At 71.5% G+C, this 17,967-nt stretch carries 21 protein-coding genes and 1 riboswitch; of the genes, 11 read left to right on the top strand and 10 right to left on the bottom strand.

Annotated elements, in window-relative coordinates; all coding sequences use genetic code 11:
* Window positions 1-30 precede the first annotated feature (30 nt).
* The 8 genes from AB0D31_RS23290 to AB0D31_RS23255 all read right to left on the bottom strand — a co-directional run bounded on the left by AB0D31_RS23290 (window position 31) and on the right by AB0D31_RS23255 (window position 7,440).
* The gene (locus AB0D31_RS23290) at window positions 31-1,557 is read right to left on the bottom strand and encodes an alpha/beta hydrolase (protein ID WP_362726383.1); all 1,527 of its coding nucleotides are present in this window, start codon (window positions 1,555-1,557) and stop codon (window positions 31-33) included.
* 205 nt (window positions 1,558-1,762) lie between these two features.
* Window positions 1,763-2,533: an urease accessory protein UreD gene (locus AB0D31_RS23285; RefSeq protein WP_362726271.1), complete on the bottom strand. Its 771-nt coding sequence runs from the start codon at window positions 2,531-2,533 to the stop codon at window positions 1,763-1,765.
* A complete protein-coding gene (gene ureG, locus AB0D31_RS23280; protein ID WP_362726268.1) occupies window positions 2,521-3,198 on the bottom strand; it encodes an urease accessory protein UreG in 678 nt (225 codons plus the stop codon). Before ureG ends, AB0D31_RS23285 begins: the two co-directional genes overlap by 13 nt.
* Window positions 3,199-3,647: 449 nt before the next feature.
* The gene (locus AB0D31_RS23275) at window positions 3,648-4,322 is read right to left on the bottom strand and encodes an urease accessory UreF family protein (RefSeq protein WP_362726266.1); all 675 of its coding nucleotides are present in this window, start codon (window positions 4,320-4,322) and stop codon (window positions 3,648-3,650) included.
* A 14-nt stretch (window positions 4,323-4,336) separates the two neighbouring features.
* Window positions 4,337-6,058, bottom strand: a complete 1,722-nt coding sequence (locus AB0D31_RS23270; protein ID WP_362726264.1) for an urease subunit alpha — start codon at window positions 6,056-6,058, stop codon at window positions 4,337-4,339.
* Entirely contained in the window at window positions 6,051-6,362 is a 312-nt protein-coding gene (locus AB0D31_RS23265; RefSeq protein ID WP_362726262.1) for an urease subunit beta, read from the bottom strand. The genes AB0D31_RS23270 and AB0D31_RS23265 overlap by 8 nt, the downstream gene beginning before the upstream one ends.
* A 13-nt stretch (window positions 6,363-6,375) precedes the next feature.
* Window positions 6,376-6,678, bottom strand: coding sequence for an urease subunit gamma (locus tag AB0D31_RS23260; RefSeq protein WP_362726259.1), 303 nt, complete (start codon window positions 6,676-6,678; stop codon window positions 6,376-6,378).
* 477 nt (window positions 6,679-7,155) lie between these two features.
* A complete protein-coding gene (locus AB0D31_RS23255) occupies window positions 7,156-7,440 on the bottom strand; it encodes a type II toxin-antitoxin system Phd/YefM family antitoxin (protein ID WP_362726256.1) in 285 nt (94 codons plus the stop codon).
* A gap of 255 nt (window positions 7,441-7,695) precedes the next feature.
* On the opposite strand from AB0D31_RS23255, the gene AB0D31_RS23250 reads away from it, so the two are divergent.
* The 3 genes from AB0D31_RS23250 to AB0D31_RS23240 all read left to right on the top strand — a co-directional run bounded on the left by AB0D31_RS23250 (window position 7,696) and on the right by AB0D31_RS23240 (window position 9,637).
* Window positions 7,696-8,325, top strand: coding sequence for an ATP-dependent Clp protease proteolytic subunit (locus tag AB0D31_RS23250; protein WP_362726253.1), 630 nt, complete (start codon window positions 7,696-7,698; stop codon window positions 8,323-8,325).
* Window positions 8,326-8,331: 6 nt separating this feature from the next.
* The gene (locus AB0D31_RS23245; RefSeq protein ID WP_362726250.1) at window positions 8,332-8,640 is read left to right on the top strand and encodes a hypothetical protein; all 309 of its coding nucleotides are present in this window, start codon (window positions 8,332-8,334) and stop codon (window positions 8,638-8,640) included.
* A gap of 338 nt (window positions 8,641-8,978) precedes the next feature.
* Window positions 8,979-9,162: riboswitch (cyclic di-AMP (ydaO/yuaA leader) on the top strand.
* Between the two features lie 4 nt (window positions 9,163-9,166).
* Window positions 9,167-9,637: a C40 family peptidase gene (locus AB0D31_RS23240; protein WP_362726247.1), complete on the top strand. Its 471-nt coding sequence runs from the start codon at window positions 9,167-9,169 to the stop codon at window positions 9,635-9,637.
* Between the two features lie 69 nt (window positions 9,638-9,706).
* Here AB0D31_RS23240 and AB0D31_RS23235 read toward each other — a convergent pair whose 3' ends face one another.
* The gene (locus tag AB0D31_RS23235) at window positions 9,707-10,150 is read right to left on the bottom strand and encodes an ATP-binding protein (protein WP_362726244.1); all 444 of its coding nucleotides are present in this window, start codon (window positions 10,148-10,150) and stop codon (window positions 9,707-9,709) included.
* A gap of 234 nt (window positions 10,151-10,384) precedes the next feature.
* Between AB0D31_RS23235 and AB0D31_RS23230 the strand changes: the two genes are divergently transcribed.
* Window positions 10,385-11,239: a helix-turn-helix transcriptional regulator gene (locus tag AB0D31_RS23230; RefSeq protein ID WP_362726241.1), complete on the top strand. Its 855-nt coding sequence runs from the start codon at window positions 10,385-10,387 to the stop codon at window positions 11,237-11,239.
* A 32-nt stretch (window positions 11,240-11,271) separates the two neighbouring features.
* Window positions 11,272-11,493: a DUF397 domain-containing protein gene (locus AB0D31_RS23225; protein ID WP_362726239.1), complete on the top strand. Its 222-nt coding sequence runs from the start codon at window positions 11,272-11,274 to the stop codon at window positions 11,491-11,493.
* 106 nt (window positions 11,494-11,599) lie between these two features.
* Here the strand turns inward: AB0D31_RS23225 and AB0D31_RS23220 are convergent, their stop codons facing one another.
* The gene (locus tag AB0D31_RS23220) at window positions 11,600-12,742 is read right to left on the bottom strand and encodes an 8-amino-7-oxononanoate synthase (RefSeq protein ID WP_362726237.1); all 1,143 of its coding nucleotides are present in this window, start codon (window positions 12,740-12,742) and stop codon (window positions 11,600-11,602) included.
* 144 nt (window positions 12,743-12,886) lie between these two features.
* Between AB0D31_RS23220 and bioB the strand changes: the two genes are divergently transcribed.
* The 6 genes from bioB to AB0D31_RS23190 all read left to right on the top strand — a co-directional run.
* Entirely contained in the window at window positions 12,887-14,179 is a 1,293-nt protein-coding gene (gene bioB, locus AB0D31_RS23215; protein ID WP_362726234.1) for a biotin synthase BioB, read from the top strand.
* A complete protein-coding gene (locus tag AB0D31_RS23210) occupies window positions 14,172-15,461 on the top strand; it encodes an adenosylmethionine--8-amino-7-oxononanoate transaminase (RefSeq protein ID WP_362726231.1) in 1,290 nt (429 codons plus the stop codon). The genes bioB and AB0D31_RS23210 overlap by 8 nt, the downstream gene beginning before the upstream one ends.
* A gap of 1 nt (window position 15,462) precedes the next feature.
* Window positions 15,463-16,155 (top strand): dethiobiotin synthase, encoded by a 693-nt coding sequence (bioD, locus tag AB0D31_RS23205; protein ID WP_362726228.1) that lies wholly within the window; start codon window positions 15,463-15,465, stop codon window positions 16,153-16,155.
* A complete protein-coding gene (locus AB0D31_RS23200) occupies window positions 16,155-16,517 on the top strand; it encodes a VOC family protein (RefSeq protein ID WP_362726225.1) in 363 nt (120 codons plus the stop codon). The genes bioD and AB0D31_RS23200 overlap by 1 nt, the downstream gene beginning before the upstream one ends.
* Before the next feature lie 155 nt (window positions 16,518-16,672).
* Entirely contained in the window at window positions 16,673-17,353 is a 681-nt protein-coding gene (locus AB0D31_RS23195; RefSeq protein ID WP_362726223.1) for a class I SAM-dependent methyltransferase, read from the top strand.
* 239 nt (window positions 17,354-17,592) lie between these two features.
* On the top strand, window positions 17,593-17,967 hold a 375-nt coding region (locus AB0D31_RS23190), incomplete at its 3' end, for a GNAT family N-acetyltransferase (protein WP_362726220.1).

Here is a 17,967-nt window from a genome sequence, read left to right as displayed (position 1 = left end):
TTTTACGACACCGGAGTTACGGCACCGGAGTTACGGCACGGGAGTCGCGTGCGGGGTGCATGTGAAGTCCGCGCGGTCGGTCTTGCCGGTGAGCAGGTAGTCGTCCACGCGCGAGTTGATGCACGGGTTGACGAGACCGGTCACACCGTGGGAACCGGCGCCCTTCTCGATGACGAGGCGCGAGTTCTTGAAGGCCTTGTGCAGTTCGACGGCGCCATGGAACGGGGTGGCGGCGTCGTTGGTGGACTGCACGATCAGGACCTGTGGGAGCCCCTTGCCGGTCTTGACCTTGACCGGGTGGTTCTGCTGCTTGGTGGGCCAGGTGGCGCACGGCAGGTTCATCCAGGCGTTGGACCAGGTCAGGAATGGGTAGTCCTTGTTCAAGCGGGTGTTGTCACGGTCCCACTTGTGCCAGCTGGTCGGCCACTTGGCGTCCGCGCACTCGATGGCGGTGTAGACGGCGTTGCCGTTCTCGGAGGCGATGTTGCCTGCGATGTCCGTCATGTCGGAGGCGGCGGCCGCGACGACCGGCTTGCTGTCACCCGCCGCGTAGGCGCTGAGCGCCTTGGCGACCGGCACCCAGTACGAGTCGTAGTACGGGGCCTTCTGGAAGAAGCCGAGCAGCTCGGCCGGGCCGACCTTGCCGTCGAGGGGGCTCTTCTTGGCGTCGGCGCGCAGCTTCAGCCACTGCGCCTCGACCTGGGCCCGGGTGGTGCCGAGGTGGAAGGTGGCGTCGTACTTGGCGACCCAGTCCTCCCACTCGTTCCAGCGGGCCTGGAAGGCGACGTCCTGCTCCAGGTTGGCCTGGTACCAGATGTTGTCCTGGTCCGGGTTGACCACGCTGTCCACGATCATGCGGCGGACGTGCGAGGGGAACAGGGTGCCGTAGACCGCGCCCAGGTAGGTGCCGTAGGAGACGCCCAGGTAGTTGAGCTTCTTCTCACCGAGCGCGGCGCGGATGACGTCCAGGTCGCGGGCGGTGTTCGGGGTGGTCATGTACGGCAGCATCCAGCCGCTGCGCTCGGCGCAGCCGTCCGCGTACTCGGCGGCGAGCTTGCGCTGGACGCGCTTGTCGGCCTCGGTGTCCGGGACCGGGTCGGCCTTGGGGCCCTTGGCGTACTCCTGCGGGTCGACGCAGGAGATCGGCGTCGAGTGCCCGACGCCACGCGGGTCGAAGCCCACGAAGTCGTACGCCTTGGAGGTGTTGGTCCACAGCGGGTTCTTCTTGGCCACCCGGGTCGGGAAGGCCATGCCGGAGCCGCCGGGGCCGCCGGGGTTGTAGATCAGGGCGCCCTGGCGCTCGGCCTTGGTGCCGGTGTTCCCGATGCGGTCGACGGCGAGCTTGATCTGCTTGCCGTTGGGCCGCGCGTAGTCGAGCGGGACGCTGACGTAGCCGCACTGGACGGGCTTGGCGATGGCCCAGTCGGCGGGGCAGTCGGTCCAGCTGATGCCCTGCTCGGCCGCACGGTCGGCCGCGACCTGTACGCCACGCGCCTCGGACCAACCGTGGTCGCGGTTGTCGGCGTTGGCGACCGGGGCCGCTATCGCGCCCACCATCAGCGTGCCCGCGATCAGTGTGCCGGCCGAGCCGAGCACTGCGGTGCGTCTCAAGTGGTACCTCCCCCTGCTGAAGTGCGCTGTTCAGCTCAGCGCTGCGTTCGGGCCTGTCGGGGGATCCTTTCGTCTGTGAGCCCCCTGTGCACAACCCGAGCAGGCGTTTCTTTACCGAACCGATAGCCGGATCGGAGGTTCCGCTGAGCGGTCACCGGGAGGGCAGGAGGTGTGTGCGCAGTACGTCGTCGAGGGCCCGGCGCACCAGGCGGGCGTCCGGGGCGAGCGCCGTGACGAGGAAGCCGGGGCCGGCGAGCGGGGTGAGCACCACGTCCTCGCCGAGCAGCCGGGCCTCGGCGGGCCGGTCGGTGAACTCCGGTCCCACCACCAGGAGTTGACCCGCCGCGCGGTGACCGCCAAGGACCGCTCCCCCGTCCCAGCCGCCCGGCGCGCCGGGCCCGAAGGCCAGCTCCTGGTCGAGGAGGGGCCGGCCGGCGCGGTGCACGGTGAGCCGGGTGGTGAGCGTGCCGGGGGGTTCGCCGTGCCGGCCGAGCACCTGCTCCTCGCGGAAGATGAGGCGGGCGCCGGGCGCGAGATCGATCCGGGTGCGCATCCTGAGGTCGCTGCCGCGTACGGAGATGAGCTGTTCGGGGAGCCAGCGCAACTCACCCCCGTCGGCCACGGTGAGCCGTACGCCGTAGTGGGCCCGCTCACCGCCCCGGCCGGGCAGCGCGATGGTGGCGGCCGCCGAGTCGACGTCGAGCCGTGTCCCGCACCGTACTTCGGCTTCCAGCGCGAGCCGGTCGCCACCGAGCGGGGCGCTCATCGCGCCGACGACGGTGACCCGGTGGTACGGGCCCCGGGCGCGGGTGCGGCGCAGGGCGAGCGGACCCGCGCCTTCGAGGACGGGCAGCCCTTCGGGGGTGGCGACGATGCGGGCGGTGGCGCGCAGCCCTGCCGCGCCGAGGGTCACGCCTGCCATGCCGCGAGCTTCTCGCCGACCCACGCGGCGACGTCGGCGACGCCGGTCTCGGACCTCAACGACTGGAAGACGACGGGGAGTTCAGCTCGCTGCTCCTTGGCGTCCCGGGCCATGCGGTCGAGGTCGGAGCCGACGTACGGGGCGAGGTCGGTCTTGTTGATCACAAGGAGATCGGCGGTGGTGACGCCCGGGCCGCCCTTGCGCGGGATGTCGTCGCCACCGGCCACGTCGATGACGAAGATCTGGGCGTCGACGAGCCCCTTGGAGAAGGTGGCGGTGAGGTTGTCGCCACCGGACTCTACGAGGATGAGATCGAGCGGCCCGACGGCGTCCTCCAGGTCCTCGACGGCTTCGAGGTTGGCGGAGATGTCGTCGCGGATCGCGGTGTGCGGGCAGGCGCCGGTCTCCACGGCCTGGATCCGCTCGGGCGGCAGCACGGCGTTGCGCAGCAGGAAGGCGGCGTCCTCGCGGGTGTAGATGTCGTTGGTGACGACGGCGATGGAGAGCTGGTCGCGCAGGGCGCGGCAGAGCGCGGCGACCGTCGCGGTCTTCCCGGACCCGACGGGCCCGCCCAGCCCGACCCGCAGCGCACGCCGCGACCCGTCGGAACGGCGGGCGTCGGCGCTGACGGCGCCGGAACCTTCGTGGGAGTGGCCGAGGTGCATGGGGTCTCCTGGGTGAGTGACAAAGAGTGGGCAACGGAGAGTCGAATCAACGCCCTTGCCTGGCAGAGGCGTTGGTGGTTGTTACGGGGGCCCGGCCCACCCCGCCCGTTCGGGCGCCAGGGCGGACCCGGGCAACCTCAGCCCGTCCGACGAGCAGCGGGCAACCCTCGGGATCAGCAGACCCCAGGGCAACCGCAGCCCGTCCGACGAGCTGCGGACAACCCTCGGGATCAGCAGACCCCGGGGCAACCTCAGCCCGTCCGGCGAGCTGCGGGCAGCCCTCGGGATCAGCAGACCCCGGGGCAACCTCAGCCCGTCCGGCGTTTGAGGACGAGCGCCCTTCAGGCGCGACCGGGGGTCTGGGGGCGGGAGCCCCCAGGTCGGGAGCGGGGGCCGAGCCCGCAAGACGGGGGACGGGGGGCGGAGCCCCCGGACGGAGGGAGCCACTCCTACGACGCGAACAGCCGCACGGGCCAAGCCGCATGCACCTCCGCCATGACATCGAGCAGCGGAGCCGACGCCGCGGGCAGCGCGTCGAACCCCTCCACCACCGCCTCCGCCGCGGCGACGGCCGCCCGCCGGGCCACGTCGTCCAGCTCGGGCGCGAGCCGGGCGAGGACGGCCGTGGCGTCGAACGGGTCGAGGCTCAGCAGCCGTACCGCCGCCGTGGCCGGCCCGCTGACCATTTCGTACGCCACGCAGTGCGCCGCGTCCTCGGGTCCGAGTCCCGCCGCTCGCGCGGCGAGACCGAGCACGATCGGCTGGTGCGCGCCGCGCGGACGCGCCGCGGCAAGGGCGTCGAGTTCGCCGCTCGGCCAGGTCGCGCGGGCCGCCCGCATCATCTGGCGGCCCAGCTTGCGGGCGGTGGTGCGCAGGGCGGGTGACGGGGTGCGGGCGTCGGCGGCCTCGTCGAGGGCGAGGGGGTCGAGGCCGGCCGCGGCCGCCGCGGCGAGCGCGGCGGAGGTGAGGCCCGCGGTGTGCAGCCGGCCCCGGCAGAATCCCGCGAGGTCGGCCGGGGTGCGGATGCGTCCCGCTTTGACGGCCGCTTCGGCCCCGCCCGAGTGGGCGTGGCCGCCGGCGGGGAAGCGGCCGTCAGCGAGGACGAGCAGGGCAGCGCGACTCATGTGATGCCAGCCCGTCAGAAGAGGAAGTACCGCTGAGCCATGGGCAGTTCGGCGGCGGGGGCGGGCTCCACCACGTCCCCGTCGATGGTCACGGTGAACGTGTCCGGATCGACGGTGACATCGGGCAGCGCGTCGTTTTCGCGCATGTCCGCCTTGCCGACCCGCCGGGTGTTCTTGATCGCCACGAACTCCTTGCCGAGGCCGAGCCGTTCGGGAAGTCCGTCCTCGATGGCGGCCGAGGAGACGAAGTTGAGGGAGTTGGCGGCGGGCGCCCGGCCCTGCGCGCCGAACATGGGCCGGGGCAGGATCGGCTGGGGGGTGGGGATCGACGCGTTGGCGTCGCCCATCTGCGCGTACGCGATCTGGCCGCCCTTGATGACGAGCTGCGGCTTGACGCCGAAGAAGGCGGGCTCCCACAGGACGAGGTCGGCGAGCTTGCCGGTCTCCACGGACCCGATCTCGTGGTCGAGGCCCTGGGCGACGGCCGGGTTGATCGTGTACTTGGCGACATAGCGACGGACGCGGTGGTTGTCGGCCCGCCCGTCGCCCGCGAGCGCGCCGCGCCGCACCTTCATGACGTGCGCGGTCTGCCAGGTCCGCAGCACGACCTCGCCGATCCGGCCCATCGCCTGCGCGTCGGAGGAGATGATCGAGATGGCGCCCATGTCGTGCAGGAAGTCCTCGGCCGCGATGGTGGAGGGACGGATGCGGGACTCGGCGAAGGCCAGGTCCTCCGGCACGGCGGGGTTGAGGTGGTGACAGACCATCAGCATGTCGAGGTGTTCCTCGATGGTGTTGACGGTGTGCGGGCGGGTCGGATTGGTGGAGCTGGGCAGCACGTTGGGCTGCGAGACGACGGTGATGATGTCGGGGGCGTGACCGCCGCCCGCGCCCTCGGTGTGGTACGAGTGGATGGAGCGGCCGGCGATGGCGGCGAGGGTGTCGGCGACGAAGCCCGCCTCGTTCAACGTATCGGTGTGGATGGCGAGTTGGGCGCCGGTCTCCTCACAGACGCTCAGGCAGGCGTCGATGACGGCGGGCGTGGCGCCCCAGTCCTCGTGGATCTTGAACCCCAGCGCGCCGCCGCGCAGCTGTGAGTGCATGGCCTCACGGGACATCGTGTTGCCCTTGCCGAGCAGCCCGATGTTGACGGGCGCGTTCTCCAGGGCGGCGAACATACGGGCCAGGTGCCAGGGTCCCGGCGTGACGGTGGTGGCCTTGGAGCCCTCGGCGGGTCCGGTGCCGCCGCCGACCAGGGTGGTGATGCCGGTGGAGAGCGCCTGGTCGATGAGGGTGGGCGAGATGAAGTGGACATGGGTGTCGACGGCGCCCGCGGTGAGGATCTTTCCGTTGCCGGCGATGATCTCGGTTTCGGGCCCGATCACGAGGTCGGGGTGGACGCCGTTCATCGTGTCGGGGTTTCCGGCCTTGCCGATGCCGGTGATCCGGCCGTCGCGGATGCCGATGTCGGCCTTGATGATGCCCCAGTGGTCGATGATCACGGCGCCCGTGACAACGGTGTCGGGGGCGCCTTCGGCGCGGGTGGTCCGCGCCTGCCCCATGGACTCGCGGATCACCTTGCCGCCGCCGAACACCGCCTCGTCGCCGGAGCGTCCGGGCCCGCCCGAGCGGTCCTCCTCGATCTCGACGAGGAGGTCGGTGTCGGCGAGCCGGACGCGGTCGCCGGTGGTGGGGCCGAACAGGTCGGCGTAGACGGCTCGGTCGAGGTCAGTCATCAAGGGCGCCTTCGGTCTCTGCACGCAGGCCCGGCACGATGCGCCGTCCGGCCAGCGGGACTAGTTCCACATCGACGGGGATACCGGGCTCGAACCGGACGGCGGTGCCGGCGGCGATGTGCAGTCGCTTGCCCCGGGCAACCGTACGGTCGAAATCGAGGCCGGGATTTGCCTCGGCGAAGTGGTAGTGGGAGCCGACCTGGACGGGTCGGTCGGCGGCGTTCACGACGGTCAGCCGGACGGTCTCACGGCCCTCGTTGAGAACGATGGGGGTGTCATCGAAGAGGATCTCTCCGGGAATCACGGCGCTCCCCCCGTCAGACGATCGGTTCGTGGACGGTGACGAGCTTGGTGCCGTCGGGGAAGGTCGCCTCGACCTGGACGTCGTGGATCATCTCCGGGATGCCCGGCATCACATCGTTCCGGGAGAGCAACTTCCGTCCGGACGCCATGAGTTCGGCGACCGTGCGGCCGTCCCGGGCCCCTTCGAGGATGTGCGAGGTGATGAGGGCGACGGACTCGGGGTGGTTGAGCTTCACCCCGCGGGCTCTGCGCTTCTCCGCCACGTCGGCGGCTACATGGATGAGCAGACGTTCCTGCTCGTGCGGCGTCAGTTGCACGCTTCCCACCTCACAGTCGTGCCTACCGTCCACGGACAGCCGTGCACGGACCCAGCGGCGTCGAGGCGGAGACCGGTCGGAACGGGGGGCTCTTCCACTCGGACGCAGCGGAACCGTATCCGACTGCAACAACTTGTTGAACGCCATCTCCGGGCCCCTTGGCCAGGCATTGCACGTTAGGGCGGAAGTTTTTCCAGCACGTTAACTGACGCTTTAAGAACACATGATCATCGAAGCGGAACGACACGCCCCACCGAAGGGTGCAGGGGGCACCTTTCCGTGCGGACCTAAGAGCACGGGCCCGGGCGGACCGAAGTGCGCCGGGCTCGGGCGGACCTGAGAGCGCGGCTCGGGCGGACCGAAGTGCGCCGGGCTCGGCCGGCGCGGAGAGCGCGGGGTTCGGCCGGCGCGGAGAGCGCGGGGTTCGGCCGGCGCTCGGACCACCCGCCATGGGAGGCGGCTCTGCGGCCCCGCGGGTCAGTCGCCGAGGTGCGGGCCGCGGTGTTCGGCGGCGATCCCGAAGCGGCGGTGCTCGGCGGGGGCCACCGGCGTCATGTGGTGCACGGAGGAGAGCGAGCTCGCCACCTGCTCCTCCGCCTGCTGCCGGTCGGCCTCCAGCTTCTCCAGGTCGGCGGCGGACACCAGGGCAACCAGCGGCTTGCCGTGGCGCGTCACCACGACCCGCTCCCCGCCGTACACCACGCGGTTGATCAGCTCCGCGAGCTCTGCGCGGGCTTGCGTCACCGGAATCTCGTAGGCCATGCACCCAGCTTAGACTCCGCCCCCCATACGGCACCGGGCTCTGCGGGACGGCTTGTATCCGCAGGTCACAGCGGGCCGAACGCTTCGGGCGGCGACCGCACCCGTTTCCCGGGCCCGGCTTCACCGCTCGCTGTCAGCGAAAACCGGGGCTTGTCCCTTGCTTCTGCCTCCGGACGGGCAGAAGCTCAGAGCAATCCGTACGTCCTGTACATTTTTTACGGACGCCTTCGGGTCCGCCGAGAAGAGGTACGCGTGATGAACCACCGCCCTACCGCCCGCTATGTCCTGCCCCAGTTCCAGGAGCGCACGTCCGTCGGCGTCCGCACGCTCGATCCGTACTCCAAGCTCTTCGAGGAGCGGATCGTCTTCCTGGGTACCCCGGTCGACGACGCCTCGGCCAACGATGTGATGGCCCAGTTCATGCACCTGGAGTACACCGATCCGGACCGGGACATCTCGCTCTACATCAACTCGCCCGGCGGCTCGCTCACCGCGATGACCGCGATCCACGACGCGATGCAGTTCGTCACCTGCGACGTGCAGACGTTCTGCTTGGGCCAGGTGAGCGCCGTGGCCGCGGTGCTGCTCGCGGCCGGTACGCCGGGCAAGCGCATGGTGCAGCCGGCGTCCCGGGTGCTGCTGCGCCAGCCGGCCCTGGAGGAGCCGCTGCGCGGCCAGCCCTCCGACCTGGAGATCCAGGCTGTCGAAGTGCTGCGCGGCCGGGCGGTTCTGACGGATCTTCTGGCCGGCTATACGGGGCGGACCGCCGAGCAGGTGGCATCCGACATCGAGCGGGACCTGGTGCTCGACGCGGAGGCCGCCGTGGCGTACGGAATCGCCGACCACGTGCTTGTCAGCCGCAAGGCCTCCTCGCAAGGGAGGTGAACCGCGGTGCTGCCGCCCGAACTTCCGCCACTGCCCGCGCTCACGCGCGCCGAGGGCGCGTTCATCGACTCCTATCTCGAAGTGGTCGACCTGCTCGGCCGCATCAACCCGGCCCATGGCCACGACACCTACGGCGCGCTGCGCGCGGCCCAGGCTCTGGTGGGCCGGGCCGCAGCGCTCAGGGACGCGCTCACGCTGATGCATGGGCGCGGGGAGGAGCGGGTGGACGCAGGCACGCTGACGCGGGCGCTGCGCGTGCTGGACGGCGAGCGCCGGGCGGGGCGGCTCACGCTGCCGCCACCGAGGGCGGGTTGAGAACACCGAACGGAGCAAGGGGCGTCCGACGCGCTCAACGAGCAGGCGAAACGGACCAGAAGGAGTACCCCCGATCGGCCCACCCGCACCTCCTTTCCCCGGCCCTCAGGAGTTGCTCACGGCGTCTGCCAACTATGCGGAATCGATCCTTCCGTTGCTGGTACGAGGCTCGTCAGCCCCTTTCGCGGAGGTGTCGAAGCGCGCTTGTCCACCCAAACGGTTCATTGGTGAGCAGCCTCACACAACGCCGTTTCGGGTCGGAAATACGACAGTCGGTGCGTGAAGATCCCTGAGACGACAAGCCCCCGCCACCGCGGCGGGGCGGTCCGGGCGGACGCCGAGTCCTGCCGCCGTTCCGGACGTCTGGTCGACAGGAGTGGACCGGCAGGAGTGGAGGACCCGAGTACTTCGGGAGAGCCGGGCAGCCGGCCCTCCCTCGGGGTGAAGCCGTGCGAGCGGCCGGGCGTCTTCGCCAGTCCGAACCCGACAGGTCATCCTTCGCAGGCGGTTTGACGAAGGGTTGCGCATGACCGCGCAGACATACGTACCGTCCCTGGCCGTCCGGCTGGGCACCGTCTGTGCCCTCACCCTCGCTGTGAGCGCCACGACGCTGGCACCGGGTACCGCGCCCGAGGCGAACGCCGCCGCGGTGGCCGCGAGGGCGCTCCACGTGGCCGCGTCGAAGAAGGGATCGCCCTACCAGTACGGCGCGTCGGGTCCGTCCCGCTTCGACTGCTCGGGGCTCACGCTGTACTCGTTCAAGCAGGCGGGCCGCAGGCTGCCCCGCTCGGCGCAGCAGCAGTACAACACCTCCCGGCATGTGGCGGCTTCCTCGCGCAAGGCCGGCGACCTGGTGTTCTTCCACTCCGGAGGCAGCGTGTACCACGTGGGCATCTACGCCGGGGAGGGCAGGATCTGGCACTCACCCAAGACCGGCACGGTGGTGCGCCTCGAGCGGATCTGGAGTCACAGCGTCTGGTACGGGCGCGTGGGCTGACCTGGCGAGGGCCGGCTCCGGGCAGCACTTCCCCGCGTGGCGCCCCCGGCCATGATCCGCCAGACACCCCTAGCCGCTCTGTGCCGCCGCCGTCCCCGCCCGCCACGGCAGGGCGATCCAGACCGTCTTGCCGCCGTCGGCCGTGGGCACGACCGACAGCTTGCCGCCGGACTCGGCGGCGAGCCAGCGGATGATGACCATGCCCCGGCCGTTGTCCTGCTGAACGGCGGCGGGCAATCGTTTCGGCCAGCGCGGGTGACTGTCGGTGACCCCCACCCTCAGCACCTCCTCGCGTTCGAGTCGGAGCTCCACCGTGAAGGTGGGCGACTGACCGAGGGTGTGCTGCACGGCGTTGGTGGCGAGCTCCGAGACGATGAGCCGCACCGTGTCGACGGCTTCGGCGTCGGGCGGCAGGCCCCAGTCGGCGAGGACCCCGGCGACGTGGCGCCGCGCGTCGGAGACCGAGGCGGGATCGCTCGGCAGCGTGACGGTTGCTTCGAGATGGTCTGCCATGGCGACGCTGTCCCTTTCCCACCCGGGCCGGCTGAGGTCTCGTAGCGGATGAGCGCTCGCGCAGACGATGTCGGCCTCGGACTGTGCTTCGCGCCAGAGTGCCACTCATCGTGCCGGTCTCGGGTGCGATCCACCAAGATATGCATATATCTGTCGCTCGAAGCGGTGAACTCTGCCACGACAGACCGGATTTGGGCTCACACTTACCCATCGCCGGAGGCGAAGGAGGCGACCATGGGGCACGGACCGGTGGTGCGCAGACGCAAGCTCGGTGAGGAGTTGCGCCGGTTACGCGACCGGGTGGGGCTCACCAGCGGGGAGGCGGCCGCTCTGGTCGGCTGGCACCAGTCGAAGGTGAGCCGGATCGAGACCGGTCGCAGCGGGGTGAAGCCGGCGGACGTGGCCCGGCTGCTCGATGCCTACGAGGTCCCTGACCCTCAACTTCGCGCCATGTTGGGTGCGTTGGCGGATTCGGCGGAGAGCGGCGGGGTGGCATGGGCGCGCGCGTACAGCGGGCTGCTGCCGCCCCAGTACCGCGACTTCATCAGCCTGGAGGCGCAGGCACGTTCGGCCCGCACCCTGGAGACGTCGGTGGTGCCCGGCCTGCTCCAGACACCGGCGTACGCGCGGGCGATGACGCGGGCCGCGCTCGCGGAACTCCCACCGGCGAAGGTCGACTCCCTGGTGGAGGTGCGGATCGCCCGTCAGGAGGTGCTGCGCGCCGATCCCCCGCTGGTGCTCGGCGCGGTCATCGACGAGGCGGTGGTGCGCCGGCGGGTGGGCGGCCGTGCGGCCATGCGCGAGCAGTTGCGGCATCTGCTCGATGTGGCCGCGCTCGACCACGTCCGGTTGCAGGTCATCCCGTTCCACCACGGCGGATATGTGGGGTTGACCGGCCCCTTTCTTATTTTTTCGTTTCCGGCCATTTCCGATCTGGACGTGGTGGTTATCGACCACTTGACGAGTAGCCTCTACCTCGAACGGAGAGAAGACCTTGAGGCGTACAGTGCCGCGTTCCAGACCGTCCAGGCACTCGCGCTTTCCTCCGAGGACTCGTTGGATCTCATCGCCAGGGCGGCCCGGGAGTAACCGGGCCGGTTCGTGGCGAGTGGGGAGGCAAGATGTCCGCGCATCCCGCGCACGTTCCTTCCAGTACATCCCTCACCCATGCCTCGTGGCGGCGCAGCAGCCGTAGCGTGGGCATGAACAACTGTGTCGAGACGGCTCGGCTCAAGGGCGAGCTGCTTGCCGTGCGTGACTCCCAACGGATCGACGGGCCCGCGCTGCTCTTCGGCGACCTGGCCTGGCGACGCTTCATCTCACTGATGGACGAGGCGAGTTGACGACACGTCACCTCACGTCGTAGGCCACCTCACGACGTACGCCCCATCACGTCGAACCTCACCTCACGTCGTGCGCCCCATCCCGTCATGCGGCACATCCCGTATGTCACGTCGTGGGCGCGGTCCTCAGGATCGCGTCCACCGCCGTGCCGATCTGCCGAGACGTCAGGTCGGCCCGTGCGGTGAGCCGGATCCGTGAGATGCCGTCCGGCACCGACGGCGGGCGGAAACAGCCGACCACCAGGCCTGCTTCACGGCAGTCGGCCGCCCAGGCCACCGCCGCCTCCGGAGACGGGGCCCGCACGGAGACCACCGCGGCGTCGGGGCGTACCGCTGTGTGCCCCGCGGCGGTGAGCCTGCCGTGCAGTTCGGCGGCGACGGCGCGGGCCCGGGCCGCGAGCTCGGGCTCAGCGCGCAGCAGCCGCAGTGCGGCGAGTGCGCCGCCGGCCGCCGCGGGCGCGAGCCCGGTGTCGAAGATGAAGGTGCGCGCCGCGTTCACCAGGTGCCGCAGGACCCGGGCGGGCCCGAGGACGGCGCCGCCCTGGCTGCCGAGCGACTTCGACAACGTCACGGTGGCGACGACGTCGTCCGCGCCCGCGAGCCCGGCCGCGTGCAGAGCGCCGCGGCCGCCGGCGCCGAGCACCCCGAGCCCATGGGCGTCGTCCACTACGAGCGCAGCCCCGAACTCCCGGCAGTGCACAGCCAGTTGAGCCAGCGGCGCGGCGTCGCCGTCGACCGAGAACACCGAGTCCGACACCGCGAGGGCGGGGCCGCCGTGGGCGTCGAGAGCCTTGCGGACAGCTTCGGGGTCGGCGTGTGGCACGACCTCCGTACGGGCCCGGGCGAGCCGGCAGCCGTCGACGATGGAGGCGTGGTTGGCGGCGTCGGAGACGATCAGGGAGCCGTGCGGGCCGAGCGCGGTCAGGGCCGCCAGGTTCGCCGCGTATCCGGAGGAGAAGACGAGCGCGGCCTCGAAGCCGCAGAAGTCGGCGAGCTCGCGCTCCAGCTCCGTGTGGAGCGCGGTGGTGCCCGTCACCAGGCGGGAGCCGGTGGCGCCGGCGCCCCAGCGGTGCGCGGCGTCGGCCGCTGCGGCCGTGACCGCCGGGTGCCGGGTGAGCCCGAGGTAGTCGTTGCCCGCCAGGTCGAGGAGGTCCTGGTCGGCGTCGCGCGGCCGGAGCGTGCGGACCAGACCGGCGCGCTCGCGGCGCTCCGATTCCCTGTCGATCCAGTCGAACGGCGCTCGCAACATGGTGGAGTCCCTTTTGTAGGCTGCCGACAGACCCTAGCCGGTGCCATGACTGGTCATGGTGTGGCGATACACACACCTCAAACGGGCTGTGTTGTGGGATCCCTACCTTGGCCAGGGGCGGTGCCGTGCGCGAAGATCGGCGCCATGGACCTGCTGAACACGCTGGTGGACAAGGGGTTGCGGCGCGAACTGCCGACCCGCGAAGAGGCACTCGCCGTACTGGCGACCTCCGACGACGAACTGCTCGATGTGGTGGCCGCGGCCGGCAAGGTGCGCCGCCAGTGGTTCGGCCGCCGGGTGAAGCTGAACTATCTGGTCAACCTGAAGTCGGGCCTGTGCCCCGAGGACTGTTCGTACTGCTCCCAGCGGCTCGGCTCCAAGGCCGACATCCTCAAATACACCTGGCTCAAGCCCGACGAGGCCTCGAAGGCCGCGGCCGCCGGTGTGGCGGGCGGCGCGAAGCGGGTCTGCCTGGTGGCGAGCGGCCGCGGCCCCACCGACCGCGACATCACCCGCGTCTCGGAGACCATCGAGACGATCAAGGAGCAGAACGAGGGGGTCGAGGTCTGCGCCTGCCTCGGACTGCTCTCCGACGGCCAGGCCGAGCGGCTGCGCGCGGCGGGCGCGGACGCGTACAACCACAACCTGAACACGTCCGAGGCGACGTACGGGGACATCACCTCCACGCACACCTACCAGGACCGCGTGGACACCGTGACCAAGGCGCACGACGCGGGCCTTTCCGCCTGCTCGGGCCTGATCGCGGGCATGGGCGAGTCCGACGAGGACTTGGTGGACGTGGTCTTCTCGCTGCGCGAGCTCGACCCGGACTCGGTGCCGGTGAACTTCCTGATCCCCTTCGAGGGCACCCCGCTCGGCAAGGAGTGGAACCTCACCCCGCAGCGCTGTCTGCGCATTCTCGCCATGACCCGGTTCGTGTGCCCGGATGTCGAGGTGCGGCTCGCGGGCGGCCGCGAGGTGCATCTGCGCTCGATGCAGCCGCTCGCCCTGCACCTGGTCAACTCGATCTTCCTGGGCGACTACCTCACCAGTGAGGGCCAGGCGGGGCAGGCCGACCTCGACATGATCGCCGACGCCGGGTTCGAGGTGGAGGGCGCGGGCACCACGACCCTTCCCCAGCACCGCGCCGACGCGCTCGCCGCCGCGGGCTGCGGCACGTCCGCCTCCGCGTCGGGCTGCGGCACGTCGGCCGCCGGCTGCGGCTCGCACGAGGGCGGCGCCTGTGGTTCCCACGAGGGCGGCGGCTGCGGGCCCTGCGGGGGCCACGGCGCTCCCGAGCCGGCCGAGCAGGCTCCCGCCGACCAGGCGCGTACGGACCAGGTGCGTACGGACCAGACGCGTACGGATCAGGCGCGTACGGACCTGGTGGCCGTGCGCCGCCGCGGCGCGGGGACGGATCTCGCGCCCAATGCCTGACCTCTCCCCCGCGCACCTGCTCGATCTCGACCGCCGGCACGTCTGGCATCCCTACGGTCCGATGCCGGGTCGCCAGGAGCAGCTCCTGGTGGAGTCGGCGTCGGGTGTACGGCTGCGCCTGGCCGAACCGGCGTACGGGCACAGCGAGTTGATCGACGGCATGGCGTCGTGGTGGTCGGCCGTGCACGGCTACAACCACCCGGTGCTCAACGAGGCGGCCCGTGCCCAGCTCGACCGGATGAGCCACGTCATGTTCGGCGGGCTCACCCACGAGCCCGCGGTGCGGCTCGCCGCCCGGCTCGTCGAGATCACGCCGGGCCCGCTCCAGCACGTCTTCCTCAGCGACTCCGGCTCGGTCTCGGTCGAGGTCGCCGTGAAGATGTGCCTTCAGTACTGGCGCTCGGTGGGGCAGCCCCGCAAGCAGCGGCTCATGACCTGGCGTGGCGGCTACCACGGTGACACCTGGCAGCCCATGTCGGTGTGCGACCCCGAGGGCGGGATGCACGAGCTGTGGCAGGGCCTGCTGCCCCGGCAGCTGTTCGTGGGGGCCCCGCCCGCGGAGTTCGACGAGTCGTACGCCCGTGAGCTGCGCGAGACGATCGCGCTCCACGCCGACGAGCTCGCCGCGGTCATCGTGGAGCCGGTGGTGCAGGGCGCGGGCGGCATGCGCTTCCACTCGCCGCAGTATCTGCGGGTGCTGCGCGAGGCGTGCGACGAGCACGGCGTGCTGCTCGTCCTCGACGAGATCGCGTCCGGTTTCGGCCGCACCGGGGAACTGTTCGCGGCTGATCACGCGGTGGTCTCGCCGGATGTGATGTGCGTCGGCAAGGCGCTGACCGGCGGTTATCTCTCGATGGCGGCGACGCTCTGCACCAGCCGGGTCGCCGACGGCATCTCGTCGGGCGAGGTCCCGGTACTCGCCCACGGCCCGACGTTCATGGGCAATCCGCTGGCCGCGTCGGTGGCGCTCGCCTCGATCGACCTGCTGCTCGGCCAGGACTGGCGCGGCGAGGTGAAGCGGATCGAGGCAGGGCTGCGCGACGGTCTCGGCGCGGCCCGCCCGATCGAGGGCGTACGCGATGTTCGGGTGCTCGGCGCCATCGGCGTGGTCCAGCTGGATCACGACGTGGACATGAGGGCCGCGACGGCGGCCGCCGTGCGCGAGGGCGTGTGGCTGCGGCCGTTCCGCGACTTGATCTACACGATGCCACCCTATGTGACGGGCGACGACGATCTGGCGCGTATCTGCCGTGCTGTGTGCGCGGCGGCGCGGGAGGGCTGAGATGACGATTCTGGTCGTGAGCGGTACGGGGACCGAGATCGGCAAGACCATCACCACGGCGGCGATCGCGGCCGTTGCGCTCGCCGGCGGCCGGTCGGTGGCGGTGCTCAAGCCCGCTCAGACGGGGGTCGCGCCCGGCGAGCCCGGTGACGTGGCCGAGGTGCGGCGCTTGGCGGGCGAGGCGGTGACGGGGGCCGAACTGGCCCGGTTCCCCGAGCCGTTGGCACCCGCCACGGCGGCCCGGCGGGCAGACATGGCGCCGGTCGGCCCCGCCGAGGTGGCCGAGGCTGCGGCGAAGCTGGCCACCGAGCACGATCTGGTCCTGGTCGAGGGCGCGGGCGGGCTCCTGGTCCGCTTCGACGAGGCGGGCGGCACCCTCGCGGACGCCGCCCGGATCCTCGGCGCGCCCGTGGTGGTGGTGGCGCCCGCCGGACTGGGCACACTCAACTCGACGGCCCTGACCGGCGAGGCCCTGCGGGCCCGCGGCATCGAGTTCGCCGGGGTCGTCGTCGGTAGCTGGCCCGCCGAGCCCGATCTCGCCTCGCGATGCAATCTGGTGGACCTGCCGGAGTCCGCCGGTGCACCCTTGCTCGGCACCGTGCCCGAGGGCGCCGGACGGCTGGCGCCCACCGACTTCCGTATCCGGGCGGCCCGTTGGCTCGCCCCGGCACTCGGCGGCGTTTGGAGTATCTGATGGCAGTGTTACGGGCCCGCCTCGGGCAGCTCGTCGTGGATTGCGCCGACCCGGGGCGGCTCGCCCGGTTCTGGGCCGCGCTGCTCGGCGGGCGCCCGGTGGTCCGGGACGCCTCCTGGGCCCATGTCGACCCGCCGGACGCGCCCCGGCTCGCCTTCCAGAAGGTGCCGGAGGTGAAGGCCGCGAAGAACCGGCTGCACCTGGACCTCGCGGTCGAGGACGTGGGCCGGGCGCGGGCGGCGGCCGTGCGACGCGGGGCACGCCCGGTGGGCACGACGGTGACCGACGCGCAGGGGGCCTTCCAGGTGATGCGGGATCCGGAGGGGAACGAGTTCTGCTTCGTGGAGTCCGCGGAGGGGTGACCGGGCGTGATGCGCGTCCGCGAGCGGGTTGGGTGTCCCCCAGACCGTGAGCGGGGCCGGCGCGTCCGTAAGCCGGTATGGGTGTACGCGGACAGGTGAGCCGGCTCGGCGCGGGGACAATGCCGGTAGGGGTCCGCAGGCTCAGGAGGTCCGACATGGCGCCGCGCACCAAGCTCGCCCCGGATGCCGTGCACCATCCGGTGTTCGCCCGCTTCTACGCCCGCTACAGCGAGGCGGTCGACCTGAAGGCCGGGATCGCCCGGCACCGCGCAGAGCTGCTCGACGGGCTGTCGGGGCGCGTCATCGAGATCGGCGCCGGCAACGGGCTCAACTTCGCGCACTATCCCGCGGCCGTGTCCGAAGTGGTGGCACTCGAACCGGAGCGCACGCTAAGGCAGTTGGCGGTCCGGGCGGCGCTCGAGGTCGAGGTCCCGGTGGACGTGGTCCCGGGCGCGGCGGAGGCGCTGCCGGTCAAGAGCGAGGCGTTCGACGCGGCGGTCGCCTCCCTCGTGCTGTGTTCGGTCCGCGACCTGCCGCGCGCGCTCAGCGAGATCCGCCGCGTGCTGCGACCCGGCGGTGAGCTGCGTTTCTTCGAGCACGGCAGGGCGCAGGGCGGGGTGCTCGCCACCGTGCAGCGGGGGCTTGACCGCACGGTGTGGCCGATGCTGTTCGGCGGCTGCCACACGGCGCGCGACCCGTTGGGCGCGATCGAGGCGGCGGGCTTCGAGATGGTCGGCCACCGCCGCCTGAGGGTGCCGGAGCGGGGCATCCCGGCGCCGTCGTCGCCATGCGTGCTCGGGGTGGCACGGCGTCCCGCGCTCGACCGGGACGAATAGCCCGGGGAGCCACGGGCGGGAGGGCAGTTTGCCTCGCACGGCGCCGATCGTGGGACGGCGGGTTCACACGCGGGCCGGTGCCACACCACGGGGGACGGCGGGTTCGCACGCGGGCCGGTGCCACACCACGGGGGACGGCGGGTTCGCACGCGGGCCGGTGCCTCCCACGGGGCCGAGCGTGGCGTCCGGATGGCAAAACACGTGGTCACGGGCGCGGCCCCGATGGTGGGATGGCCGTCATGAACGAACTGCGTATCAGGGCCGCCGGCCCCGATGACCTGGACGCCGTACTCGCCTTCTGGAAGACCGCCGCCGAGGGCACCAGCGTCAGCGACGACCGTGCGGGCGTCGAGCGTCTCGTCGCCCGCGATCCCGAGGCGATGATCCTCGCCGAGGACGGTGGTGACCTGGTCGGCACGGTGATCGCGGGGTTCGACGGCTGGCGCTGCCATCCGTACCGCTTCGCCGTCCACCCGGACCACCGCCGAAGGGGCATCGGCGGGGCGCTGCTGTCCGCGGCCGAGGACCGTTTCGCCGCGCTCGGCGGGCGCCGGGCCGACGCCATGGTGCTGGTCCGCAACGAGCTCGCGCGGCATGCCTGGGCGGCCGCGGGG

The organism is Streptomyces sp. NPDC048361 (genome assembly GCF_040651795.1).
Classification (GTDB): Bacteria; Actinomycetota; Actinomycetes; order Streptomycetales; family Streptomycetaceae; genus Streptomyces.
The sequence above is the reverse complement of the archived record's forward strand: the minus strand, read 5'-3'. Positions and strand labels throughout refer to the sequence as shown.

Excerpts from the sequence above, each read along its gene's own strand:
- AB0D31_RS23290 (WP_362726383.1), bottom strand. The coding sequence starts at position 1,557 with ATGGTGGGCGCGATAGCGGCCCCGGTCGCCAACGCCGACAACCGCGAC.
- AB0D31_RS23285 (WP_362726271.1), bottom strand. The coding sequence starts at position 2,533 with ATGGCAGGCGTGACCCTCGGCGCGGCAGGGCTGCGCGCCACCGCCCGC.
- ureG (WP_362726268.1), bottom strand. The coding sequence starts at position 3,198 with ATGCACCTCGGCCACTCCCACGAAGGTTCCGGCGCCGTCAGCGCCGAC.
- AB0D31_RS23275 (WP_362726266.1), bottom strand. The coding sequence starts at position 4,322 with ATGAGTCGCGCTGCCCTGCTCGTCCTCGCTGACGGCCGCTTCCCCGCC.
- AB0D31_RS23270 (WP_362726264.1), bottom strand. The coding sequence starts at position 6,058 with ATGACTGACCTCGACCGAGCCGTCTACGCCGACCTGTTCGGCCCCACC.
- AB0D31_RS23255 (WP_362726256.1), bottom strand. The coding sequence starts at position 7,440 with ATGGCCTACGAGATTCCGGTGACGCAAGCCCGCGCAGAGCTCGCGGAG.
- AB0D31_RS23250 (WP_362726253.1), top strand. The coding sequence starts at position 7,696 with ATGAACCACCGCCCTACCGCCCGCTATGTCCTGCCCCAGTTCCAGGAG.
- AB0D31_RS23240 (WP_362726247.1), top strand. The coding sequence starts at position 9,167 with ATGACCGCGCAGACATACGTACCGTCCCTGGCCGTCCGGCTGGGCACC.
- AB0D31_RS23235 (WP_362726244.1), bottom strand. The coding sequence starts at position 10,150 with ATGGCAGACCATCTCGAAGCAACCGTCACGCTGCCGAGCGATCCCGCC.
- AB0D31_RS23230 (WP_362726241.1), top strand. The coding sequence starts at position 10,385 with ATGGGGCACGGACCGGTGGTGCGCAGACGCAAGCTCGGTGAGGAGTTG.
- AB0D31_RS23225 (WP_362726239.1), top strand. The coding sequence starts at position 11,272 with ATGTCCGCGCATCCCGCGCACGTTCCTTCCAGTACATCCCTCACCCAT.
- AB0D31_RS23220 (WP_362726237.1), bottom strand. The coding sequence starts at position 12,742 with ATGTTGCGAGCGCCGTTCGACTGGATCGACAGGGAATCGGAGCGCCGC.
- bioB (WP_362726234.1), top strand. The coding sequence starts at position 12,887 with ATGGACCTGCTGAACACGCTGGTGGACAAGGGGTTGCGGCGCGAACTG.
- AB0D31_RS23210 (WP_362726231.1), top strand. The coding sequence starts at position 14,172 with ATGCCTGACCTCTCCCCCGCGCACCTGCTCGATCTCGACCGCCGGCAC.
- bioD (WP_362726228.1), top strand. The coding sequence starts at position 15,463 with ATGACGATTCTGGTCGTGAGCGGTACGGGGACCGAGATCGGCAAGACC.
- AB0D31_RS23200 (WP_362726225.1), top strand. The coding sequence starts at position 16,155 with ATGGCAGTGTTACGGGCCCGCCTCGGGCAGCTCGTCGTGGATTGCGCC.
- AB0D31_RS23195 (WP_362726223.1), top strand. The coding sequence starts at position 16,673 with ATGGCGCCGCGCACCAAGCTCGCCCCGGATGCCGTGCACCATCCGGTG.